Source organism: Marinobacterium sp. MBR-109, assembly GCF_040547565.1.
Lineage (GTDB): Bacteria > Pseudomonadota > Gammaproteobacteria > Pseudomonadales > Balneatricaceae > Marinobacterium.
This window is the reverse complement of record NZ_JBEPPZ010000002.1, coordinates 245,910-268,376: the sequence shown is the minus strand read 5'-3', so window position 1 is coordinate 268,376 and position 22,467 is coordinate 245,910. Positions and strand designations below refer to the sequence as shown.

General features: G+C 56.1%; 23 protein-coding genes. 14 read left to right on the top strand and 9 right to left on the bottom strand.

Features of this window, described 5'->3' with window-relative positions:
- Positions 1 to 2 precede the first annotated feature (2 nt).
- Genes nagZ through cydC form a run of 4 tightly spaced genes read left to right on the top strand, consistent with a single transcriptional unit; the run spans position 3 to position 5,618 of the window.
- Positions 3 to 1,013 (top strand): beta-N-acetylhexosaminidase, encoded by a 1,011-nt coding sequence (nagZ, locus tag ABIE60_RS04320; RefSeq protein WP_354468037.1) that lies wholly within the window; start codon positions 3 to 5, stop codon positions 1,011 to 1,013.
- Entirely contained in the window at positions 1,013 to 2,164 is a 1,152-nt protein-coding gene (locus ABIE60_RS04315) for a mechanosensitive ion channel family protein (RefSeq protein WP_354468036.1), read from the top strand. Before nagZ ends, ABIE60_RS04315 begins: the two co-directional genes overlap by 1 nt.
- The gene (cydD, locus tag ABIE60_RS04310; RefSeq protein ID WP_354468035.1) at positions 2,161 to 3,891 is read left to right on the top strand and encodes a thiol reductant ABC exporter subunit CydD; all 1,731 of its coding nucleotides are present in this window, start codon (positions 2,161 to 2,163) and stop codon (positions 3,889 to 3,891) included. Before ABIE60_RS04315 ends, cydD begins: the two co-directional genes overlap by 4 nt.
- Complete coding sequence (cydC, locus tag ABIE60_RS04305) at positions 3,888 to 5,618, top strand: thiol reductant ABC exporter subunit CydC (RefSeq protein ID WP_354468034.1); 1,731 nt, start codon at positions 3,888 to 3,890, stop codon at positions 5,616 to 5,618. The genes cydD and cydC overlap by 4 nt, the downstream gene beginning before the upstream one ends.
- 17 nt (positions 5,619 to 5,635) lie before the next feature.
- Here cydC and ABIE60_RS04300 read toward each other — a convergent pair whose 3' ends face one another.
- Both ABIE60_RS04300 and mfd read right to left on the bottom strand, forming a co-directional pair.
- Positions 5,636 to 6,247 (bottom strand): CsiV family protein, encoded by a 612-nt coding sequence (locus tag ABIE60_RS04300; protein WP_354468032.1) that lies wholly within the window; start codon positions 6,245 to 6,247, stop codon positions 5,636 to 5,638.
- A gap of 4 nt (positions 6,248 to 6,251) precedes the next feature.
- The gene (gene mfd, locus ABIE60_RS04295; RefSeq protein WP_354468031.1) at positions 6,252 to 9,701 is read right to left on the bottom strand and encodes a transcription-repair coupling factor; all 3,450 of its coding nucleotides are present in this window, start codon (positions 9,699 to 9,701) and stop codon (positions 6,252 to 6,254) included.
- 174 nt (positions 9,702 to 9,875) lie between these two features.
- Between mfd and ABIE60_RS04290 the strand changes: the two genes are divergently transcribed.
- The 10 genes from ABIE60_RS04290 to ABIE60_RS04245 all read left to right on the top strand — a co-directional run bounded on the left by ABIE60_RS04290 (position 9,876) and on the right by ABIE60_RS04245 (position 20,270).
- Entirely contained in the window at positions 9,876 to 11,318 is a 1,443-nt protein-coding gene (locus tag ABIE60_RS04290) for a glyceraldehyde-3-phosphate dehydrogenase (protein ID WP_354468029.1), read from the top strand.
- 309 nt (positions 11,319 to 11,627) lie between these two features.
- Positions 11,628 to 12,968, top strand: a complete 1,341-nt coding sequence (locus tag ABIE60_RS04285; protein WP_354468028.1) for a Na(+)-translocating NADH-quinone reductase subunit A — start codon at positions 11,628 to 11,630, stop codon at positions 12,966 to 12,968.
- 12 nt (positions 12,969 to 12,980) lie between these two features.
- Complete coding sequence (locus tag ABIE60_RS04280; protein WP_354468027.1) at positions 12,981 to 14,189, top strand: NADH:ubiquinone reductase (Na(+)-transporting) subunit B; 1,209 nt, start codon at positions 12,981 to 12,983, stop codon at positions 14,187 to 14,189.
- Positions 14,179 to 14,955 (top strand): Na(+)-translocating NADH-quinone reductase subunit C, encoded by a 777-nt coding sequence (locus ABIE60_RS04275; protein ID WP_354468025.1) that lies wholly within the window; start codon positions 14,179 to 14,181, stop codon positions 14,953 to 14,955. The genes ABIE60_RS04280 and ABIE60_RS04275 overlap by 11 nt, the downstream gene beginning before the upstream one ends.
- A gap of 3 nt (positions 14,956 to 14,958) precedes the next feature.
- Positions 14,959 to 15,618, top strand: coding sequence for an NADH:ubiquinone reductase (Na(+)-transporting) subunit D (locus ABIE60_RS04270; protein WP_354468024.1), 660 nt, complete (start codon positions 14,959 to 14,961; stop codon positions 15,616 to 15,618).
- 3 nt (positions 15,619 to 15,621) lie between these two features.
- Positions 15,622 to 16,230 carry an NADH:ubiquinone reductase (Na(+)-transporting) subunit E gene (nqrE, locus tag ABIE60_RS04265; protein ID WP_354468023.1) on the top strand — a complete coding sequence of 203 codons (609 nt, stop codon included), beginning with the start codon at positions 15,622 to 15,624 and terminating at the stop codon, positions 16,228 to 16,230.
- Positions 16,231 to 16,268: 38 nt separating this feature from the next.
- The gene (nqrF, locus tag ABIE60_RS04260) at positions 16,269 to 17,501 is read left to right on the top strand and encodes an NADH:ubiquinone reductase (Na(+)-transporting) subunit F (RefSeq protein WP_354468021.1); all 1,233 of its coding nucleotides are present in this window, start codon (positions 16,269 to 16,271) and stop codon (positions 17,499 to 17,501) included.
- A 5-nt stretch (positions 17,502 to 17,506) separates the two neighbouring features.
- Positions 17,507 to 18,544: an FAD:protein FMN transferase gene (locus tag ABIE60_RS04255; RefSeq protein WP_354468020.1), complete on the top strand. Its 1,038-nt coding sequence runs from the start codon at positions 17,507 to 17,509 to the stop codon at positions 18,542 to 18,544.
- A gap of 19 nt (positions 18,545 to 18,563) precedes the next feature.
- Positions 18,564 to 18,800, top strand: a complete 237-nt coding sequence (nqrM, locus tag ABIE60_RS04250) for a (Na+)-NQR maturation NqrM (RefSeq protein ID WP_354468018.1) — start codon at positions 18,564 to 18,566, stop codon at positions 18,798 to 18,800.
- Between the two features lie 171 nt (positions 18,801 to 18,971).
- Positions 18,972 to 20,270 (top strand): tyrosine-type recombinase/integrase, encoded by a 1,299-nt coding sequence (locus ABIE60_RS04245; protein ID WP_354468016.1) that lies wholly within the window; start codon positions 18,972 to 18,974, stop codon positions 20,268 to 20,270.
- A gap of 11 nt (positions 20,271 to 20,281) precedes the next feature.
- Here the strand turns inward: ABIE60_RS04245 and ABIE60_RS04240 are convergent, their stop codons facing one another.
- The 7 genes from ABIE60_RS04240 to ABIE60_RS04210 all read right to left on the bottom strand — a co-directional run bounded on the left by ABIE60_RS04240 (position 20,282) and on the right by ABIE60_RS04210 (position 22,287).
- Complete coding sequence (locus ABIE60_RS04240; RefSeq protein ID WP_354468014.1) at positions 20,282 to 20,500, bottom strand: helix-turn-helix domain-containing protein; 219 nt, start codon at positions 20,498 to 20,500, stop codon at positions 20,282 to 20,284.
- An 87-nt stretch (positions 20,501 to 20,587) separates the two neighbouring features.
- The gene (locus ABIE60_RS04235; protein WP_354468012.1) at positions 20,588 to 20,887 is read right to left on the bottom strand and encodes a hypothetical protein; all 300 of its coding nucleotides are present in this window, start codon (positions 20,885 to 20,887) and stop codon (positions 20,588 to 20,590) included.
- Positions 20,884 to 21,132, bottom strand: a complete 249-nt coding sequence (locus tag ABIE60_RS04230; RefSeq protein WP_354468010.1) for a hypothetical protein — start codon at positions 21,130 to 21,132, stop codon at positions 20,884 to 20,886. Before ABIE60_RS04230 ends, ABIE60_RS04235 begins: the two co-directional genes overlap by 4 nt.
- Positions 21,129 to 21,494: a hypothetical protein gene (locus ABIE60_RS04225; RefSeq protein ID WP_354468009.1), complete on the bottom strand. Its 366-nt coding sequence runs from the start codon at positions 21,492 to 21,494 to the stop codon at positions 21,129 to 21,131. Before ABIE60_RS04225 ends, ABIE60_RS04230 begins: the two co-directional genes overlap by 4 nt.
- Positions 21,491 to 21,871, bottom strand: a complete 381-nt coding sequence (locus tag ABIE60_RS04220) for a hypothetical protein (protein ID WP_354468007.1) — start codon at positions 21,869 to 21,871, stop codon at positions 21,491 to 21,493. The genes ABIE60_RS04225 and ABIE60_RS04220 overlap by 4 nt, the downstream gene beginning before the upstream one ends.
- On the bottom strand, positions 21,846 to 22,067 hold the full coding sequence (locus ABIE60_RS04215) for a hypothetical protein (protein ID WP_354468005.1): 222 nt from the start codon (positions 22,065 to 22,067) through the stop codon (positions 21,846 to 21,848). The genes ABIE60_RS04220 and ABIE60_RS04215 overlap by 26 nt, the downstream gene beginning before the upstream one ends.
- Complete coding sequence (locus ABIE60_RS04210; RefSeq protein ID WP_354468004.1) at positions 22,054 to 22,287, bottom strand: hypothetical protein; 234 nt, start codon at positions 22,285 to 22,287, stop codon at positions 22,054 to 22,056. Before ABIE60_RS04210 ends, ABIE60_RS04215 begins: the two co-directional genes overlap by 14 nt.
- Positions 22,288 to 22,467: the final 180 nt, after the last annotated feature.

The window sequence follows — 22,467 nt, the reverse complement described above, 5'->3', positions numbered from 1 at the left end:
TCATGACCACTGGCGTTCTGATGCTTGATATTGAGGGGACTGCACTGAATGCAGTCGAAACCGAGCAGATCAAGAGCCCCCAGGTAGGCGGGCTGATTCTGTTCAGCCGCAACTACGACAACCCGGACCAGCTCAAGTCGCTGATGGCGTCGATTCGTGCGCTGCGGGCAGATCTGCTGGTGGCGGTTGATCAGGAGGGGGGGCGTGTTCAGCGTTTCCGTGAAGGCTTTACCCGCTTGCCCCCCATGGCTGTACTGGGACGTCGCTGGCAGCAGAATCCGCATCATGCGATCGCCTGCGCCCATGAGCTTGGCTGGCTAATGGCGACCGAGCTGCGTCAGTTCGATATCGATATCAGTTTTGCACCGGTGCTGGATCTTGACTGGGGGCAGAGCAGCGTAATCGGAGACCGTGCCTTTGGTGCCGACCCTGAAGCGGTTATCCAGCTGGCCGGTGGTGTAATGGCAGGCATGCATGAAGCCGGGATGGCTGCGACCGGCAAACATTTCCCTGGCCATGGCTGGGTTAGGGCCGATTCGCACCTTGAGCTGCCGATTGACGAACGCAGCATGGCTGAAATCGAAGAACAGGACCTGCGGCCATTTGACGCATTGATCCGACGCGGGCTTGATGGCGTAATGCCGGCACATGTGGTGTACAGCCAGGTTTGCTCGGCACCGGCAGGGTTCTCCAGTTATTGGCTGCAACAGGTTCTGCGTCAGTGGCTGCACTTTGATGGCGTGATCTTCAGCGACGACCTCAGTATGGAGGGGGCCAGTCAGGCCGGCAGCTATGCCGAGCGCTGTGATCGTGCACTGGCAGCCGGTTGTGACATGGTGCTGGTCTGTAATCATCCTGAAGGCGCACGGCAGGTGCTTGAGCATTTGAGAACCGGTTCGGTTGCCGCTTCACACCGCCTGGCTCGGATGCGCGCCCGTCCTGCGCGGATTCCGGACCCTGACCGTCTGAATGAAAGCCGCCAGCTGGCGGCTGAGTTACTCAAGGAGATCTGATGCTCGAACAGCTGCTGAAACCTCTGCTGGCCCCCCTGTTCAGACAGTGGCCTGTGTTGGAGGATTACAGCTGGCAGGTGGCCGCCACTGCCGTTATTGTTCTGGTGTGGCTGTTAACCGTTGTGTTCAACTGGGTGATGGGGCGCTTGATTCACCATTTGAGTCAGAGAGCCCCCGCCTGGGATGATCTGCTGTTGAAGTCGATCAAAACACCGCTGCGCCTTCTGATCTGGATCATTGGCATATCCCTGCTGCTTGAAATCTTCAGTCGAAACGGCCTGCCGGTCAGCACGGGAATTGGCGGTGACCTGCGTCGTCTTGGGATTATCATCATTCTGGCCTGGGGGCTGATCCGCTTTATCAGCGCCGGCGAAAGCTACCTGACAACGCCGGTGGCAGGTCGCAAGCAGGTGGATCGTACCACCGCTGACGCCGTTGCCAAGCTGCTGCGCCTGATTGTGTTCATCTTGGCAGGGCTTACGGTACTGCAGTCATCCGGTGTCAGTATTTCAGGCATTCTGGCATTTGGCGGTATCGGCGGTATAGCCGTTGGCTTTGCAGCCAAGGATCTGCTCGCCAACTTTTTCGGTGGTCTGATGGTGTATATGGACCGCCCGTTTCGAGTGGGTGACTGGGTGCGTTCGCCGGATAAGGAGATAGAGGGGACCGTCGAACATATCGGCTGGCGCCTGACACGAATTCGTACCTTTGACCAAAGGCCTCTGTACGTTCCCAATGCAACCTTTACCAGCATCTCGGTGGAAAACCCTTCACGGATGCGTAATCGACGCATTTTTGAACATGTGGGCGTCCGCTATGATGACGCGGACAAGGTCAAGGCAATCGTTGATGATGTGCGCGAGATGATCCGCAACCATCCGGAAATTGATACGCGCCAGACACTGATTGTGCAGCTTAATCGCTTTGGCCCTTCCTCCCTCGACTTTATGGTGTATACCTTCACCAAAACCACACAGTGGGTTAAGTATCACGAAATCAAGCAGGATGTGATGCTGAAGATAGCCGATATTATCTTCAGCCATGGTGCCGAGTTTGCGTTCCCGACCCAAACCATCCACATGGCAGCAGCGGAAGCTGTCCAGCCGGAACCTGTACCGCAACAGGCCGCCGAATCGGGACAGCAAGCATGAGCCGTTTGCAGGAAAGGGAGCAAAAACGCTGGCTGCAGCAGTTGGGCAGGCAGGAAAAACGCTGGGTCTGGCTCAGTGTGGCAGCGGGGCTGGGCATTGGTCTGATGTTGATTGTTCAGGCTCACCTGCTCGCAAGGGTGGTGAATGGCACTGTGTTCAGCCAGCAGCCGCTGGCACAGCATTGGCCGTTGCTGCTCATGCTGCTGGCGGCGCTGCTGCTGAGAGCTCTGCTGGGTGTGCTCAGGGAGTGGGCCGGCCAACAGGCATCAATTCGGATCAGGCGCGGCCTGAGAGGGTTGTTGCTGAATCACATCAACCGTCTTGGGCCGGCCTATACGGGCGACCAGCGCAGTGGTGAGCTGAGCAGCATTCTGCTTGAACAGGTGGAAGCACTGGACGGTTTTTTTGCCCGATATCTGCCGCAGATGGCGCTGGCTGCAATGTTGCCGCTGGTTATACTCGCGTTCATCTTCCCGGTAAATTGGGCTGCAGGGCTTATTTTCCTGCTCACGGCCCCGTTGATACCCCTCTTTATGGCACTGGTGGGAACCCGTGCCGCCGAAGCCAATCGACGTAACTTTGCTGCATTGTCACAGCTGGGATCGCATTTTCTTGATGTGGTGCAGGGCATAGTAACGCTGAAACTGTTTGACCGTAGCCGGGCTCAGGCAGAGGTGATCAAGACCGGGGCGGACGAATTTCGTCAGCGCACCATGCAGGTGCTGCGCCTGGCATTTCTGTCCTCAGCCGTGCTTGAGTTCTTTGCTTCCATCTCCATTGCCGTGGTCGCGGTTTATTTGGGTTTCAGCTTTCTTGGCCACCTGGACTTCGGCTACTGGGATGCACCGGTGAATCTTTACCAAGGTCTGTTTATCCTGTTGCTGGCCCCCGAGTTTTATCTGCCCCTGCGGGAGCTGGGCACGCATTACCATGCCCGGCAGGAAGCGGTGGCCGCCGCGGACAAGCTGCGTGAGCTGCTGGATGCGACACCCAGGGCGATAGCCGCAGAGGGCGCTGGGCTTGATTCTTCAGTGCATCAGATCAGCCTTGTAAACGCGGCGCTGACCTATCCTGGCCGTCAGGCGCCAGTGTTTAGTGGGGTCAACCTGACCCTGCAACGTGGCCGAATTGTCGCGCTGTCAGGTCCCAGTGGTGCCGGCAAATCATCCCTGCTGCAGGTGTTATTGGGGTTTCGTCAGCTCAGTGAAGGTCAGGTCATGGTTAACCGAACATCACTGCAGACGATCGGAAGTTACGCCTGGCTGGAACAGGTTGCCTGGGTCAGTCAGCACACAACGCTGTTTCCGGGCAGTCTGCGCGACAATTTGCTGCTGGCCGCTCCAGGCGCCAGCGAACACGCCCTGTATCAGGCACTGGAACAGGCCAATGCGCTCGAATTCGTGCAACGTTTGCCTGATGGGCTGGATACAACTGTGGGTGAGCAGGGCAGTGGCCTCTCCGGTGGCCAGATTCAGCGTTTGGCGCTGGCGCGCGCCTTTCTCAAGGACGCCCCGGTTCTGTTACTGGACGAGCCTACCGCCAACCTCGACCGGGACAGCGAGCAGCTGGTGCTGGAGTCGCTGCAGCAACTGTGTGCAGGCAGGCTGGTATTGATGCTGACACATCGGCGCTCCTCCATGCTGCAGGCGGATGAAGTCTGGCAGCTTGAAAACGGGCAGCTGAGCCCCTTGAGTACAGACGCACCGGAAGCCGGAGGCGCGACATGAAAGAATTGCGTCCATTCGTTGGGCTGATGCGACCACACCTGAACTGGGTGCTGCTTGGTACCTTGCTGGGGCTGGTCACGCTATTGGCCAGTATCGGTCTGATGACGCTGTCGGGCTGGTTCATATCGGCAGCGGCCCTGGCAGGCATGAGTGCGGTTACAGCCCAGCAGTTCAACTACTTTACCCCGGGCGCCGGGGTGCGCGGTTTTGCCATTGCCAGAACGGCAGGGCGTTACTTTGAACGGGTCACGACTCACGAAGCAACCTTTCGACTGCTGGCCGATCTGCGCAGCTGGTTCTATCGCTGCCTCGAACCGCTTGGTCCTGCGCGTCTGCAGCAGTTTCGCTCTGCTGATCTGCTGAACCGACTGATTGCTGACGTCAATGCGCTGGATAACCTGTATCTACGTGTGCTGGCGCCCAGTGTGATCGCATTGCTGGTATCCGTGCTGGTATTGGGTTTTCTGGCACTTTACAGCCCAACGATTGCACTGTTGGCAGCGGTCGGTCTGCTGTTGGCGGGCGTGATCACACCGCTGCTGGCACACCTGTCGGCACGTCACATTGGTGAGCGGCAGGTGATGGCGACAGCGCGTCTGCGACAGCAGTTGATAGCGCTGGTACAGGGGTTGGCAGATCTGCATATCTATGGGGGTGTACAGCGGGCCATTGATGCAGCCACTGCCGAGGAGGCAAGGTTGCAGCGCACCCAATTGCGCATGTCGCTTCTGACTGGCCTGATGACGGCGCTGATGGTATTTATTGGCGGCACGACCGGTCTGCTTACTTTGGCCATGGGCGTTGAGCAGGTTTACGACGGCAGGCTTGAACCGGCTCAGCTCGCCATGGTGCTGTTTTGCGTACTGGCACTGTTTGAAGTCGTGGCACCATTACCCTTGGCTTATCAGTATCTTGGCAAGACACGCCGAGCGGCTGCGCGCCTGCAGGAAGTTGCTGAAGCTGAGCCGCTGATCAATTACCCGCCGACGGATGAGGTCCAGGTGCTTACGCCCGGCAGCTTCAGTTTTGATCAGGTATGTTTCCATTATGACCGCTCTGCAGAACCTGTGCTGGATCACTTTTCGCTGCAGGTGTCGGCTGGTGAAAAAATACTCTTGCTGGGACACACCGGCAGTGGCAAAAGCACGCTTGTCAGCTTGCTGGCGCGTTTTCATGACCCCCAGCAGGGACAGGTTTTACTGGGTGGTCATGCAGTTGCTCACTACAGTGAATCAACCCTGCGGGAGCAGATGAGTGTTCTTTCGCAGCCGGTGCAGCTTTTTGCCGGTACTGTCGCTGACAATCTGGCACTGGCCAATGCGGCAGCGGATGAGACGGCAATGGCATCGGTACTGGCCGTCGTGCGACTGGATATGGAGCTGGGGGATGAGCCTTTGTCCTACTCGATAGGTGAATCTGGCAGTCGCCTTTCAGGGGGCCAGCGCAAACGTCTTGCGCTGGCGAGAGCGCTGTTGCGTGATGCGCCCATCCTGCTGCTCGATGAGCCGACCGAGGGGCTTGATGCCGCAACCGAAGCCGCTGTCGTGGAGAATGTTCTTCGGCTCTACCCCGAGCGTACGCTGGTCATGATCAGTCACCATCTGCAGACGGCCGCACTGTTTGATCGCGTTGTGATACTGGACAGGGGGCAGGTGCTTGAGCAAGGGACGCCACAGGCGCTGGCGGCCATCCCCGACAGCCGCTTCAGTCAGCTTAATGCAGTTTGAGAGCCCGTTAAGTCGACTTAATTGTCGACAGGGCGAATGATCAAAAGCACACCCATCTGTGGGTGGTCGATATAATGAATTTCATTTGAGCGCATGCGGCGCGCGTCCTGCAGCAGCCAGGCGGCGGGGCGATAAAGTGTGTCGCTGTCTGTTGCGGGCAGTGCCTGTGGAGACCGTCCATGGCTGCTCAGTTGCAGGCTGGGCTGTGCATGCAGGAAACGGTTGCGGTAAATGCTGATTGAACCGTCCAGTTCGTAGCCTTCAGTGCTGGCCTTTACGCGTACTGATCGGGCCTGTTGCCTGCCACCAATGGGTTGCAGCCAGCCGCGGTGGTAGAGCACGCTGTAGTCGCCACTGCGGGTCAGGCGGCTTGCATCTGCACTCAGGCGTAAATCGTTGCGTGGCAGTTCCTCAAAGGCCTGCAAGGGATAGCCGTCCCAACTGCGTGGAAACACGGCGCCGCTGATGTCGGCAGGTGCAATATCCGGCCAGTATTCATCGTTCACACCGATGCCGCTCTCATTGGCAAACACCAGCATCTCGACCTTGTACAGATCGGCGGCGCTGGCTATTGCCGTCAGGCTCGAAAGGGTTGCCAGTGTCAGGGTGCGCTGCAGTAAACCGGGCATAGGATCACTCTTTCTCTTTGGGTGACAGTTGGGTAAGCAGTGACTCGACCGCTTCGAAACGGGACGCGACCTTTTCCATGGGTTGAGTAAACCGCAATACGCTGGCACCGTCCAGACGGAAACGCTGTGGCTGGCGCTGAATCATGGTGATCAGTGTCAGTGGGTCGATGTTGGGCTCGGCTTCGAACTCGATACGACCGGCCTTGTCGCCGGCATCAAGCTTGACGATGCCCAGCGCTTCAGCCTTCAGCTTCAGGTGTGTCAGCCGCATCAGGTTGCGGGTCGGCTCAGGCAGCAGGCCAAAGCGATCAATCATTTCAACCTGCAGTTCATCCAGTGCATTGGCATCTACTGCATTGGCAATGCGCTTGTAGATGATCAGTCGATTATGGACGTCCGGCAGGTAGTCATCAGGAATCAGCGCGGGCAGGTGCAGGCTGACCTCGCAGCCATGGTGCAGAGGCTTGTCAAGATCCGGAGTTTTGCCTTCACGAATGGCCTTGATTGCCTGGTCCAGCATCTCCATGTACAGGCCGAAGCCCACGCTCTGCATCTGGCCGCTTTGCTCTTCACCCAGCAGCTCACCCGCTCCTCGAATCTCCAGGTCGTGGGTTGCCAGAGTAAAGCCGGCTCCGAGAGTGTTGGCTTCGCTGATCGCTTCCAGCCGTTTGATCGCATCCTGTGTCATGGCGCGAGCGGGCGGAGTCAACAGATAGGCATAGGCCTGATGGTGAGAACGGCCCACACGGCCCCGCAGCTGGTGCAGCTGGGCCAGGCCGAATTTGTCGGCGCGATCAATGATAATGGTGTTGGCACTGGGTACATCGATGCCGGTTTCAATGATGGTGGTGCAGACCAGTACGTTGAAGCGCTTGTGATAGAAATCACTCATGACCTGCTCAAGCTCACGTTCGCGCATCTGTCCGTGGCCAATGGCAACACGCGCTTCCGGCACCAGGGCGCCGATATCCTGCGCTACCTTCTCAATGGTTTTGACTTCGTTGTGAAGGTAGTACACCTGGCCGCCTCGCAGCAGCTCGCGCAGGATCGCTTCCTTGACCATCGGCTCGTCGTGCTGGCGCACAAAGGTTTTTACCGATAGGCGCCGGGCCGGCGCAGTGGCAATGATGGACAGGTCACGGATGCCGGACATGGCCATGTTGAGTGTGCGGGGAATCGGGGTGGCCGTCAGGGTCAGAATGTCGACCTCGGAGCGCAACGACTTGAGGCGCTCTTTTTGCTGTACACCAAAACGGTGCTCCTCATCAATGATCAGCAGGCCAAGATCGCTGAAACGGATATCCCCCTGAAGCAGTTTATGGGTGCCGATCAGGATGTCGACCTTGCCCTCGCTGAGTGCGTGAAGAGTCGTCTGTTGCTGTTTGGCGCTTTTGAAGCGCGAAATCAGCTCCACTTCGACAGGCCAGTCGGCGAATCGGTCGCGGAAGTTTTCGAAGTGCTGCTGCGCCAGCAGAGTGGTGGGTACCAGTACCGCGACCTGCTTGCCGCTCTGTACCGCGATGAAGGCCGCTCGCATTGCGACTTCCGTCTTGCCGAAACCCACGTCACCACACACCAGCCGGTCCATTGGAGTGGCTGCGCGCATGTCGCCGACAACGGCATTGATGGCATTGGCCTGATCCGGTGTTTCCTCGAACGGAAAGCTGGCTGAAAAGCGTTCATACTCCGCTTCGCTGCAGTCGAAACTGAATCCCTTGCGGGCCGCGCGGCGGGCATAAATATCGAGCAATTCGGCGGCTGAGTCGCGCACCTTTTCGGCCGCCTTGCGTCGTGCCTTGCTCCACTGTTCGGTTCCCAGTCGGTGCAGGGGTGCTGACTCGTCGCTGGCGCCGGAATAACGGCCAATCAGGTGCAGAGAAGAGACCGGTACATACAGCTTGGCGTCATCTGCATATTCCAGCACCAGGAATTCGGCGGTCTGCTGATCGACACTGATGGTCTGCATGCCAAGGTAACGACCCACACCATGATCCAGGTGAACAACCGGAGCGCCGATGGTGAGCTCGGACAGGTGGCGAATTGCCTGGTCAGAGTCAATTTGCTGCTTTTCACGGCGGCGGCGCTGGAATACCTGACGTCCGAACAGCTGGGTCTCGGTAATCAGCTGCAGCTGGCCCGGAATGTACAGTCCCCGTTCGAGAGCAAAGGTGGTGATCGCCAGGTCTGGCTGCCGTGATACGAAATCCGACCAGTCATCGCACTCGGCAAGATCAAGCCCGGCCTTGCGTGCATGTTCCAGCAGTGCCTCACGACGACCAGCCGACTCTGCACAGATCAGAATGGGAGTGGCATCATGCTGGCGATATGTCTGCAGGGAAGTAAGCGGTGTCTGGCGGTCATCCGTACTGAAATCGGGCAGGGTGGTACAGGGCAGGTTGTCGCGACCGGGCTTGACCTCCTCGGCCTCTTCATTGAGTCGAATGACGGGGCGTTGCCGCAGTGCGCTGAAAAGCTCCTCAGCGGAAAGAAACAGTTCGGCAGGCGAGAGGATCGGGCGCTGCAGGTCACCGCGGCGTTCATCGTGTCGCTGCTGTACATCGTGGTAGAAATGCTCGGCGGCCGAGTTGAGGTGTCGGTCATGAAGTATCAGGGTGTTGTCGGGCAGATAATCAAACAGGGTCGCTGTCTGCTCGAAAAAGAGCGGGGCATAGTATTCGATCCCTGGTGGTGTCAACCCGCTGGCAACATCCTGATACAACGGGCAGCGGGTGTGGTCCACATCAAACCGCTCGCGCCAGCGCTGCTTGAAACGGGTAATTGCTTCCTGATGAAACGGGAACTCCTTGGCGGGCAGCAGCCTTACTCGATCCACCTTGTCGATGGAGCGTTGGCTCTCCGGGTCGAATGTGCGGATGGTATCGATTTCGTCATCGAACAGGTCGATGCGCAGCGGCAGCTCGGAGCCCATGGGATACAGGTCGATGATCGCGCCGCGGATGGCAAATTCGCCATGCTCATAGACGGTATCAACGGCGGTGTAACCGGCATCGGTAAAGCGCTGGCGCAACGCGATGCTGTCGAGCTTCTGCCCCGGTTCCAGAAATAACGCGCTGGCGGTGATGAAGCTCAGCGGGGGAAGGCGATGCATCAATGTGCTGATCGGCAGGATCAGTACACCGTGTTGCTGCTCGGGAAGCTGATGCAGTGTCTGGATGCGTGTGGAAATGATGTCCTGGTGCGGTGAGAAGCTGTCATAGGGCAGAGTTTCCCAGTCAGGCAGCAAGCGAACCGGCAGCTGATCGCAACTGTAGAACCTCACTTCATTCTGCAGTCGTTCCGCGCTTTCCATATCCTGACAGATCAGCAGCATCAAGCCGTCATGGCGGCGGGCTATCTGCTGTGTCAGCAGGCCGGTGGCGCTGCCCTGTACCTGGCCCAGACGTCGAATGTCACCGGGGCCCTTGGGTAATGGAAAGTTGAATTCGACCGCCAATGCCGTTTCTCCCTGCAGGTTGTAAAGGCGAGCAGTTTAACCGCTGAAACCGTAAAACGCAGCCTCGTAACAACAAGGGGACCAAAGTCTAGCGTTACCGGGTTTGCCCCGGCCGTGTGAAAAGAGGATAATGCGCGCACCCAAATTGAGCGTTGACAATTTCGGAGTTACCCCGTGAGCCAAGAACTGATTTTTGCAGACTGGAAAGCCCGTGAAGCGATCGCGGAAGCGATGGTGCCACTGGTAGGTCGTCTGTACCGTGACCGAAACGTAGAGATCTCTGTCTATGGTCGTCTGATCGTCAAGCGGTCTGTGATCAATATTCTCAAGGCACATCGCTTTGTGCGCCAGCTGGAAGCTGAAGAGCTGTCCGTGGTGGATACCTTCCCGGTGCTGGAAGCCGTGGCCGAAATGGATGTGACCAATGCTCACATCGATATTGGCAAACTGGCGGTAAAATTCCGCAATGAAGGTAACGGCCGCACTCTGCAGGCCTTTCTTGCCGACGAACTGGCCGATGCCTCTACCGAGCCGGCCGAAGCGCATGAGTCCACCGATGTTGTACTGTACGGCTTTGGCCGCATCGGTCGTCTGCTGGCGCGCCTGATGCTGGATCGGGCCGGTGGTGGTCACTCTCTGCGCCTGCGTGCCATTGTTGTACGCAAGGGTAACGCCGAGAACGATCTCGAAAAGCGTGCCAGCCTGTTGCGTCGTGACTCGGTGCATGGCTCCTTCAAGGGCACTATTCAGATCGATGAAGAAAACAATGCGATCATTGCCAACGGCAATTACATCCAGGTGATTTTTGCCGATGGCCCGGATCAGGTCGACTACACCCAGTACGGCATTAAAAACGCACTGGTCATCGACAACACCGGCAAGTGGCGCGATGAGGCTGGCCTGTCTCTGCATCTGCAGTCCAAGGGTGTTGCGCGTGCTCTGCTGACGGCGCCAGGCAAGGGTGTCAAGAACATCGTGATGGGCGTTAATCACAACGATATCAATGACGATGACCGCGTACTGTCTGCAGCATCCTGTACCACCAATGCCATCGTACCGGTACTGAAGGCTGTCAACGATCAGTTTGGCGTCGTGAATGGACATGTTGAAACCGTTCACTCCTACACCAACGACCAGAACCTGATCGACAACTACCACAAGGGTGATCGTCGTGGTCGCGCTGCGGCATTGAACATGGTTCTGACCGAGACCGGGGCAGCCAAAGCCGTTGCCAAGGCGCTGCCGGAACTGGAAGGCAAGCTGACCGGTAATGCGATCCGTGTTCCCACGCCGAACGTGTCAATGGCGATCCTGAACCTGAATCTGGAAAAATCCACTGACAAGGAAGAGCTGAATGCCTTCCTGCGGGATGCGGCACTGCACTCTGATCTGCAGAAGCAGATCGATTACAGCAACTCGCCGGAAGCGGTTTCCAGTGACTTTGTTGGTTCGCGCGCCGCGGGTGTGGTTGACGCGCTTGCCACCATCGTCGACGGTAATCGCTGTGTACTGTACGTATGGTATGACAACGAATTCGGTTACAGCTGTCAGGTTGTTCGCATGGCGCAGCATCTGACCAAGTGTACTCTGCAGGCGTTCCCGAAAAACAGTAAATAAGCTTTTGCTTGTTTAAAGAAAGGCTGCTCGCTTCGGGTGGCCTTTTTTATTGTGCAAAACCAAATATTCCATATAGGTATATGTATATTCCTATACGGTCTCTTCATGTATACCTTTTTATCACTCTGATCCGGCTCGGCAAATCAGTGGCTTGTAGAAAAACAACAAGGGTGTCGGTTATACTTGTGCGGATTTTTAGGTGGGAATCCTGCGTCTGTTTCCCGGCACGGAAGGCTGGCTCCAATTCGGCTGAGTGCGCCTGGGCAGGGGCGAGGTCTCCTGAATATTTTCGATAGTTGGGTGAGACGAATGATCAAGATCAATAAGGGTCTGGATCTACCGATTGCAGGTGCACCCGAGCAGACCATCGGTGATGGTCCCGCTGTGCGCACTGTGGCTCTCCTTGGCCAGGATTATGTCGGCATGAAGCCGTCAATGAAGGTCAAAGAGGGTGACCGGGTAAAACTCGGTCAGGTGATCTTTACCGATAAAAAAACAGAAGGGGTCCAGTATACGGCTCCGGGCGCCGGTGTGGTCCGTGCGATCAACCGTGGCGAACGCCGTGTACTGCAATCCGTGGTCATTGAACTGGACGAGCAGGAAGAAGCGGTCGAGTTTGCCCGCTATTCCGCCGCTGAACTGGGCAGTCTGACGCGCGAGCAGATCGAAGAGAATCTGCAGTCGTCCGGTCTCTGGACTGCGTTGCGGACCCGGCCCTTCAGTCGGGTGCCTCAGGTCGGTACCACGCCTCACGCCATCTTCGTCACCGCGATCGACACCAATCCGCTCACCGCCAGTCCTGAGCTGATTATCAATCAGCAGGCTGAAGCGTTTACCAATGGCCTCAAACTGCTGACTCACCTCAGCGGTGGCAAGGTTTACCTGTGTCAGGCCAGTGGTGCCAATGTGCCAACCGCTGAAGGTGTCGAAGTTGCTGAATTTGCCGGCAAGCATCCGGCTGGTAACGCCGGTACACATATCCACTTCCTGGATCCGGTGTCGCAGCAGAAAACGGTCTGGACCATCGGCTATCAGGATGTGATCGCTTTCGGACGCCTGTTTACGGAAGGGCGTCTGCCTGTTGATCGCATTGTTGCGCTGGCAGGCCCTCAAGTTGAAAAGCCACAGCTGCTGCGTACCCGACTTGGTGCTTCCACTGAAGAGCTTGTGGCCGGGCGTCTGCTGCCAGGCAAAAGCCGCGTTATCAGCGGCTCTGTCTGGAATGGCCGTGCCGCACTTGGCCCTCATGCTTTCCTCAGCCGCTATGCCAATCAGGTCAGCGTGCTGCTGGAGGGTGACAAGCGTGAACTTCTGGGCTGGATCGCTCCAGGCAGCAACAAGTTCTCTGTCTTGAACATGTTTGCGTCCATGCTGTCTCCGGGCAAGAAATTCAATTTCACCACAACGACGAACGGATCCGAGCGGGCAATGATTCCCGTAGGTCAGTTTGAAGCGTTGATGCCGCTGGATATCCTGCCGACTCAGTTGCTGCGCGCACTGGTAACCGGCGATATCGTGACCGCGATGCAGCTCGGTTGTCTTGAGCTGGATGAAGAGGACCTCGCACTGTGCACCTTCGCGTGCCCTGGCAAGTACGAGTACGGTCCGATTCTTCGCGACAACCTGACGCGCATCGAGAAAGAGGCGTAAGAGAGGCTGGTCATGAGTTTAAGAACCGTTCTGGATAAAATGGAGCCGCATTTCCATAAAGGCGGCAAATACGAAAACTGGTATGCCCTGTATGAAGCGGTGGATACCATTTTCTACACACCCGGTCAGGTCACCAAAAACGCGGCACATGTGCGTGACGGCGTTGATCTGAAGCGCATTATGATTCTGGTCTGGCTGTGTACCTTCCCGGCAATTTTCTTCGGGATGTATAACATAGGCCTGCAGGCCAATACCGCCATGGCCGAACTTGGTCTGAGCGAGTCGGCCGGATGGCGCGGTGCTCTGGCAGCCTCTCTGACGGGCTTCAGCCCGGACAGTGTTTGGGACAACATCATTCACGGTGCGGTCTACTGGTTGCCGATCTACATCACCACGTTTGTGGTGGGTGGCTTCTGGGAAGTGCTGTTCGCCATGAAGCGTGGTCATGAAGTCAACGAAGGCTTCTTCGTGACCTCCATACTGTTCTCACTGATTCTGCCGCCGACCATCCCGCTGTGGCAGGTTGCACTGGGTATCAGCTTCGGCGTGGTGATTGGCAAGGAAGTGTTTGGCGGCACCGGCAAGAACTTCCTCAACCCGGCTTTGACCGGTCGTGCATTCCTGTTCTTTGCCTACCCGGCACAGATGTCAGGTGATGCGATCTGGACCGCTGTTGACGGTTTCTCGGGAGCAACCCCGCTGGGTCTTGCCGCCATGGGCGGCGTTGAAGCGATTCTGGCAGCAAACGTCACCTGGTTTGATGCTTTCATCGGCACCATTCAGGGCTCGGTAGGTGAAACCTCTACCCTGGCTATTTTGATCGGTGGCTTGATCATCGTTTTTGCCAGGATCGCGGCCTGGCGTATCGTCGCTGGTGTGTTCCTCGGCATGGTGGGCATGACACTGCTCTTCAACGCTATCGGATCCGATACCAACCCGATGTTCAACATGCCGTTCTGGTGGCACTTTGTATTGGGTGGTTTTGCCTTCGGCATGTTCTTCATGGCAACCGATCCTGTATCAGCCTCCATGACCAATACCGGCAAATGGGTGTTCGGTGCGCTGATCGGTGTAATGGTGGTGCTGATCCGTGTCGCCAACCCGGCCTTCCCGGAAGGCATGATGCTGGCGATTCTGTTTGCCAACCTGTTCGCGCCGCTGATCGACAACTTTGTTGTGCAGGCCAATATCAAGCGGAGGATGAAGCGTAATGTCAGCTAATAACGATACTATCCGCAAAACGATACTGGTTACGGTTCTGCTGTGTGTTGTCTGCTCCGTAGTGGTGTCTGCAGCGGCTGTAATTCTCAAACCCATGCAGGTGGCCAATAAGGAGCTTGACCGCAAGAGCAACATTCTGGCGGCGGCGGGCATTTCAGATCCGAGCAAATCGGTGGATGAACTGTTCAAGCAGATCACCACTCGCTATGTGGATCTGGAAACCGGCAGATTTGTTGAAATGCCAGCGACCTATGACGAAGCCAAGGCTGCCAAGGACCCGCAGCAGAATATCCGACTCGACCGTTCTGAAGACAAGGCCGGTATCAAGACGATTGCCCGTGTTCAGCCGGTTTATCTCATAGAAGGTTCTGATGGATCTGTTGAAAAGGTCATCCTGCCGGTTCACGGTAAGGGTCTCTGGTCTACCCTGTATGGATTCTTGGCGCTGGAAGGCGACCTGAACACCGTTGTGGGTCTGGGTTTCTACTCCCATGCCGAGACCCCGGGGCTGGGTGGCGAAGTCGATAACCCTTCCTGGAAGGCGCTGTGGCCTGGCAAGGAAGTCTACGGTGAAGACAAGACGGATCCCAAGATCCAGCTGATCAAGGGCAGTGTTGATGCATCGACCGCAGATGCTGAACACAAGGTGGACGGTCTTTCGGGTGCAACCCTTACGGCCAATGGTGTCACCAACCTGGTTCAGTTCTGGATGGGCGAGAATGGCTACGCGCCGTTCCTGAACAACCTGCGTGCAGGGGAGGCTTAATCCATGTCCAAGACTAAAGACGTTCTGGTAACGCCAATCTTCAAGAACAACCCGATCGCTTTGCAGATTCTGGGTGTCTGTTCTGCTCTGGCCGTTACCTCCAACATGGCGACCGCGACGGTAATGACGCTGGCTGTTATTGCAGTTACGGCGTTTGCCAACCTGTTCGTGTCGCTGATCCGAAACCACATTCCGGGCAATATCCGAATCATTGTGCAGATGACCATTATTGCCTCCCTGGTAATCGTGGTTGACCAGGTGCTCAAGGCGTTTGCCTATGAGATATCCAAGCAGCTGTCGGTGTTTGTGGGCCTGATCATCACCAACTGTATCGTAATGGGGCGTGCCGAAGCCTTCGCCATGAAAAATCCGCCTGTGCCGAGCTTTATTGACGGTATCGGTAACGGTGTTGGTTATGGTGTCGTGTTGTTGTTCGTGGCGTTCTTCCGCGAGCTGTTCGGTTCCGGCTCTCTGTTTGGGGTAGAAATTTTCACGCTGGTCAACAATGGCGGCTGGTACATGGGTAACGGTTTGATGCTGCTGCCTCCGAGTGCCTTCTTCCTGATCGGTATTTTTATCTGGATTATCCGTACTCGCGATCCGGCACAGGTTGAAAAGCCAGACTTCGAGATGGCTCCCAATACCAAGAAGGAGGCTGCGTAAATCATGGAACAGCTGATCAGCCTTGCTGTTAAGGCGATTTTCGTTGAAAACATGGCGCTGGCCTTCTTCCTGGGGATGTGTACGTTCCTTGCCATTTCCAAGAAGGTACAGACGGCCATCGGTCTGGGTATTGCCGTAGTTGTGGTGCTGGTCATCACGGTGCCGGTCAACAACCTGATCTACAACAACCTGCTGCGTGAAGGTGCGCTGGCTTGGGCGGGCTACCCTGAAGTGGATCTGAGCTTCCTGGGTTTCATCTCCTACATCGGCGTTATTGCGGCGATGGTACAGATTCTGGAGATGTTCCTGGACAAGTTTGTACCCGCTCTCTATAACGCGCTGGGTGTATTCCTGCCACTGATTACCGTGAACTGCGCCATCATGGGTGCCGCTCTGTTCATGGTAGAACGTGATTACACCTTCGGTGAGAGTGTTGTATACGGCGCTGGCGCGGGTATCGGCTGGGCACTGGCTATTGCCGCGCTGGCCGGTATCCGCGAAAAGCTGAAGTACAGCGATGTGCCGCACGGTCTGCGTGGTCTGGGTATCACCTTCATCACCGTGGGTCTGATGTCTCTCGGCTTCATGTCCTTCTCCGGCGTACAGCTGTAACCGGTTGGCATGAATAGCGAAAAGGATAGGATGAACCGATGAATACAGAAGTCATCATTCTCGGTGTAGTGATGTTCACGGCAGTGGTGCTTGCACTGGTTGCCGTGATCCTCGCTGCACGAGCCAAGATGGTCAGCTCCGGCAATGTGACCATCGAGATCAACGACGATCCGGAAAAAGCCATCACTGTTCCTGCAGGTGGCAAGCTGCTTCAAACCCTGGCTGACAAGGGGATCTTCCTTGCTTCTGCCTGCGGTGGCGGTGGTACCTGCGCGCAGTGCAAATGTCAGGTGCTGGATGGCGGCGGCTCCATGCTGCCGACCGAAGAGTCCCATTTCACCCTGCGTGAAGGCAAGGAAGGCTGGCGCCTGTCCTGCCAGGTAGCGGTTAAGCAGGATATGAAGATCCACGTAGAAGACGATGTCTTCGGCGTGAAGAAGTGGGAATGTACCGTTGAGTCGAATCCCAACGTGGCGACTTTCATCAAGGAGCTGACTCTGCGTCTTCCTGAAGGTGAAAGTGTCGACTTCCGCGCAGGTGGTTACGTACAGCTGGAAGCGCCGCCGCACGAAGTGCATTACAAGGATTTCGATATCCAGGAAGAGTTCCGCGGTGACTGGGACAAGTTCGACATGTGGCAGTTCGTGTCCAAGGTTGATGAGCCGGTTATCCGTGCCTATTCAATGGCGAACTACCCGGAAGAACGCGGTCTGGTGAAGTTCAACATCCGTATCGCCTCGCCGCCTCCGGGCAGTCAGGGTATTCCGCCGGGGCAGATGTCGTCCTACGTGTTCAGCCTCAAGCCGGGAGACACCATCACTGTATACGGACCCTTCGGTGAGTTTTTTGCCAAGGAAACCGACAACGAAATGGTGTTCATTGGTGGTGGCGCCGGTATGGCCCCCATGCGTTCACACATTTTTGACCAGCTGAAGCGTCTGAAATCCACACGCAAGATCTCCTTCTGGTACGGTGCTCGCTCCGTGCGCGAGGCCTTCTATGTTGAAGAGTTCGACAAGCTGGCAGAAGAGAACGAGAACTTTACCTGGCATCTGGCGTTGTCTGATCCCTTGCCGGAAGACAACTGGACCGGTTACACAGGCTTTATCCATAACGTCTTGTATGAGCACTACCTGAAGGAGCATGAAGCACCTGAAGACTGTGAGTACTACATGTGCGGACCACCCATGATGAACGCGTCCGTGATCAAGATGCTGGAAGATATGGGTGTCGAGCCTGAAAATATCCTGCTGGATGACTTTGGTGGCTGATATTGATGGCTAATCAGATACGTCTGACAAAATGGCTGGCAGCTTCGCTGCTGGCCGTTTTTGTTTTGGGGCTACTGGGGTGTGACAGCCGTCCCCGAGAGCGGATTGTTTCCTTTGACGGTTTGACGATGGGAACCAGCTTCAGCGTGAAATGGGTTGCTGAAGGCGATGCACGCGTGGCATCCATTCGTGCCGAGGCTGGTGCTCTGCTGGCTGAAATCAACCGTCAAATGTCGACCTATATTGCTGACTCGGAGCTTTCGAGGCTCAACCGTGCAGAGCCAGGTCATGTGCAGACCGTTCCTGCCGAGTTGATGTTTGTGCTGCAGGAAGCGCAGCGGGTCAGCGAGTGGACCGATGGCGCATTTGATGTGACTGTTGGGCCGCTGGTGAACCTCTGGGGGTTTGGTCCTGATGGCAGAATAATGCATGCACCGACGGATGAGCAGATTGAACACCTGCGTGAGCGAATAGGATACCGTTTTGTCGAGCTGATACCTTCAACCCTGAAGGTTCAGCGCCATGGCGAGCAATACATTGACCTTTCGGCCATCGCCAAGGGCTACGGTGTAGATGCGCTGGCGCAATTGCTGGAGCAAAAGGGAATTGATCGCTACCTGGTTGAGATCGGGGGGGAGCTGCGGGCGCAGGGGCTGAAACCGGACGCTTCCGCCTGGAAGCTTGCCATAGAGGCGCCGGTGGCCGGTGCTGAACGTATCGCTCAGACAATTATAAGCCTTGACCGTGATGCGGTTGCAACGTCGGGCGATTATCGTAACTACTTTGAAGAAGACGGTGTGCGTTACTCCCACACCATCGATCCCCGAACGGCTCGTCCGATCACTCACCGCCTGGCTTCGGTGACGGTGATCAGGCCCACCTGCGCCGAAGCCGATGCCCTTGCCACTGCACTCATGGTGATGGGGGAGGAACAGGGGTACAATTTTGCAATCGAACATAATGTGAAGGCATTCTTTATCAGCAAGGGTGATGAGGGGTTTATTACCCGTGCCACACCTGAGTTTGAAGCCTATCTGAACTGATAATGCTCGGAGGTATGCAATGGAAACCATGATTCTGACCTTCGCTGCGCTGCTGTTGATCATCACGGCCATGTCTGTGGGAGTATTGATGGGGCGCAAGCCAATTTCCGGCTCCTGTGGTGGCATGAGTGCCGTTGGCATGGATACCGTATGTGACATTTGTGGCGGTGATCCCAACAAGTGTGATGAAGAGCAGGAGAGTCAACAGGACGGCGTCCGTGGCGACCTTGCCTATGAGGTTAAATCTAAAGGTTAATCAGGCGTGATCTTGTACCATCAAGACACACCAAGTGCCACGGAAGGCCATAAATGCTTATTTATCCTGCCTTTTCATGCCATACTGACCACCATCAAGATGCACTGAGATGCATCAAGGTCCACAAAAAATGTGGGCCATGTGTGGGCCAGCTGTGGGGCAGAGGATAATATGCGGCACAAGTTCACCAAAGGATGGATTGAAGGGCTGTCGGTTGAGGTGCGTACCCGATATACCGATATCAACAATCCGTCTCTTTCTATTCGGGTTACTCCCACCGGATCAAAGACCTTCTACTATCGTGCTCGACACAAGCACCGCGGTGTCGTGGAGCGAAAAATCGGGCCTTTCCCGCAATGGACGATTGATCAGGCGAGAGCGAAGGCCACTGAGATGGCCGCGAGCTTTAACGCAGGTATAGATCCTGAAGCCGCCCAGAAAGAAGAAGCAAAGAAGAAGCAGCAGGACGCACTGACGCTCAATCAGGCTATAAGCGACTGGCTGGCTGATTTTCAGCAGATGGTTGAAGATGGCGAGCGTAGGCCGCGAACCCTTGAAACCTATACCGACATTTATGAAAACCACCTGCAGAAGAGTATCGGCAAACTGTCGTTGATAGAAATCACCGATGAGATACTGCAGGAGTTCATAAAGGAAAAGCGACCTGCCGCTACACTTCACAACCACATACGCGTGGTGATCAGTAGTGCCTACAAGCACGCGAGCAAGAAGCACCGCATCAAGTTTCAAAACCCCACATCCAGCGTCAAGCTGAGACAGATCAGAAAGCGCGATCGATTCTTGCAGCCAGGTGAATCCGCAAGGCTGTTTGCTGCCATTGAGGAAGAGCAGCAGCTGTATCAGGACTTGGTGCGTGTGATTCTTTATACCGGCCAGCGAAAGGGTGTGGTTTATACCATGGAGTGGGTTGAGCTGAATTTACAGCGCTGCACCTGGACGATCCCAGGGCGAAAAATGAAAGGCAAAAAGGCACATACCGTTCCACTGATACCACAAGTGGTTGAAATTCTGCAGCGGCGCCGGCGAGAGGTAGAAGGGAGGTATGTTTTTCCGTGGAAAAACGGGCCTCACGTGCCTCTGAATAACTATTACTACTGGAGCAGGATTGTAAAGCGTGCGGGGCTGGATCATAACGAGGAGGGTCAGGAGCGGCTAACCATTCATGACCTGCGCCGAACCCTTGCGAGTTGGCAGGCGGCGGAGGGCGTAGGCCTGCAGCAGATATCACAGACGCTTGCGCATCAGGATATCAACCTTACAGCAAGCACTTACGCCCATATCAATGCGGAAAGCACTCGAGCGGGTATCCAGGCCGCTGTCGCTGCAATCAATCGAGCGGCGGCCGGTACGCCTGAACCTGCTGAGCAAGCAGATCCCATTGGCGCGTTATTGGATAAGCTGAGTGTAGAAGAGAAAGCCGCGCTGCTGGCACGGTTGAAGGGGGATTAACGCGGAGAGGGTCAGGTGTGCGTGCGAGCAGATACTTCAAGGAAGTTATCAAGCGCAGATTTCCGGTATCGCACACTTCGACCAACCTTGATATAGGGAAGGCTGTCGCCGTGCTTTCCGGAAAGGCGCCATGATTGCAGTGTGCTTACCGACATTTGCAGCATTGCGGCCGCTTCTTTGGTTGTCAGCAGTACGTCATCGTCCAGTTTTTTTGCTGTTGCAGTATTCATCACTTTTTGTCCTCATCTTCCACTGCCGCCCTGATCATCATCAGGCTGCGGCCAAAATTGTTGCTGCCAGAAAGGCGAGTAGTTTGGTCACTTCAGAAGCTGCCACAGGTTGCCGCAACCCGTGCATTTGGCGCGCTTTGCACCGGAACGAGTTTGCTTTAGCTCGCCCTGGCACTTACTGCATTTCACTTCTTCAACTCGCTGGGCCATGCGTTCGTTGATGGCAGCGATTCGCTGTGATCGGTCCAGCTTCTTAATCAGACCGAGTGCCTGAGCTGTGCGGCGATACTCCTTCTCGATCCACTTACCGTCCGGCTCATGGTGAAGCCCGTCACCCATCATGTCGCCAAGCTTGATAAGCTGACGGTGAAGGTAATCCGTACTCACTTGCGCCTCCGATTAATCTGTCTGCTTACCGCTCGCCAGTCCCAGTAGGTTGAGGGCACTGGCTGCGGCTCATGTGTCTGAGTGATTGATTCAATCTGTTCCCAGTGCAGCTGGCGTTCTATGTTGCGCATGTCCGGGTCATCAATAGTGATCAGCCCGGGACCGTAGAGCACCGCATCGGCTTGGGCGAACATCGGTGCCGTCATGGCCCCGGCGACGGCCAGGGCGAGCTTGGATTTTTTCATTGGGCTATCAATCCTTTAAGCGCATCAATATCTTCATCGGTAAGACCGGCAGCCTTCGCTTTTTGAATAGCCTTCTCTGCTCTTACCTTTGCGCTGCGCTCCACTTCCAGTCGCCTTTGCTCCTCACGATCCTCTTTGCTGAGTCCGTTGATCTGTATCAGGCTGGTAGGCGCGTACCATTTACCATCAACCATGATCAGGTCGACCGGCTTTACAGGGCCATCGCTCCCTTGCACATAACAGCCTTTGGCAAGCCGTCTTGCTGTAGCTTCAGCTTCACAAATGGCATACGGGATATTTTGACCGCGCCCCTCGGTTCTATCAGTGTTCGTATAAGCCACATAAACTGTTCTGGTTTTCATACGACTGCTTCCTCTTGCTTCAATCGTCTACCCACCCGTGTAATCGCTGCTCTCACTGCGCCCAGGCGCTTGCTTGCCCTCATGCGTTCGCGCCTCAGTTCGCGCACCTTGCGGCAGTGTTCGCAGGGCTCAGGCTCCATGTCTTCGAAGATCTCATCGTACTCCCAGCGCTCAAGCGGGTCCGCTGTCCGCTCCTTCTGAAGCTCATCCCATGCGCGTTGGATGCAGTTGGTGCCAAAGGTCATGGGGATCTCTTCGGGCGCGGTGCCGGCCTTCAGGTGTACGCATTGAGCCGCCTCATCCTCACCGGCTTTCTTCAACCGCCGAATCTCATCAGCCCAGTAGGCGTGATCAGCTACCAGTTTTTGAATGCTCACTCTGCACCTCCCCAATCGTCGTAAACTCAAACCCTTCCGGCAGCTTCTGCACCGGCAGGGCCCCGGAATCGGACAGGCCTGATGCCATCTGAACCAGTATCATCAATCGATCATGCGGCAGGGTGACGGCGTAGGCTTGGCCGGCGGTTTCGATGAACAGGGCGATTTTGTCGATCTCTGCGTTACTCCGTTTCATCACAGCCTTCTCCATATGTGATGCCAGTCAGCGGTACGTAGAAAGCCAGCTCGCACCCGTTCTCATCGACGACAGAAACGTTCTCGACTGCTGCTTGATACCCTTTGGTTGCACCATAGGCCAGCATGAAACCGGCAGCGCCGATGGTTACTGCAATGCAGAAGGCTTTCCAGAATGCCTCAATCCATTCCACTGCCTGCTGTTTCAACCATGCTTTCATTTGCTCACCTTCTTCGGCTTGAACCAGCCGAGATAATCAATCTGTTCAATCAGCAGAGTGCCGTTTTTTCGCAAGTGGCGCGGGATGTTATCGATGCTCCAACATGCTTTCTTGAGGCCTCGCTGATTTGTGATCTCGACCTGATCAGGGGTCCAGATAACAAGCCGACGGTCTGCGTAA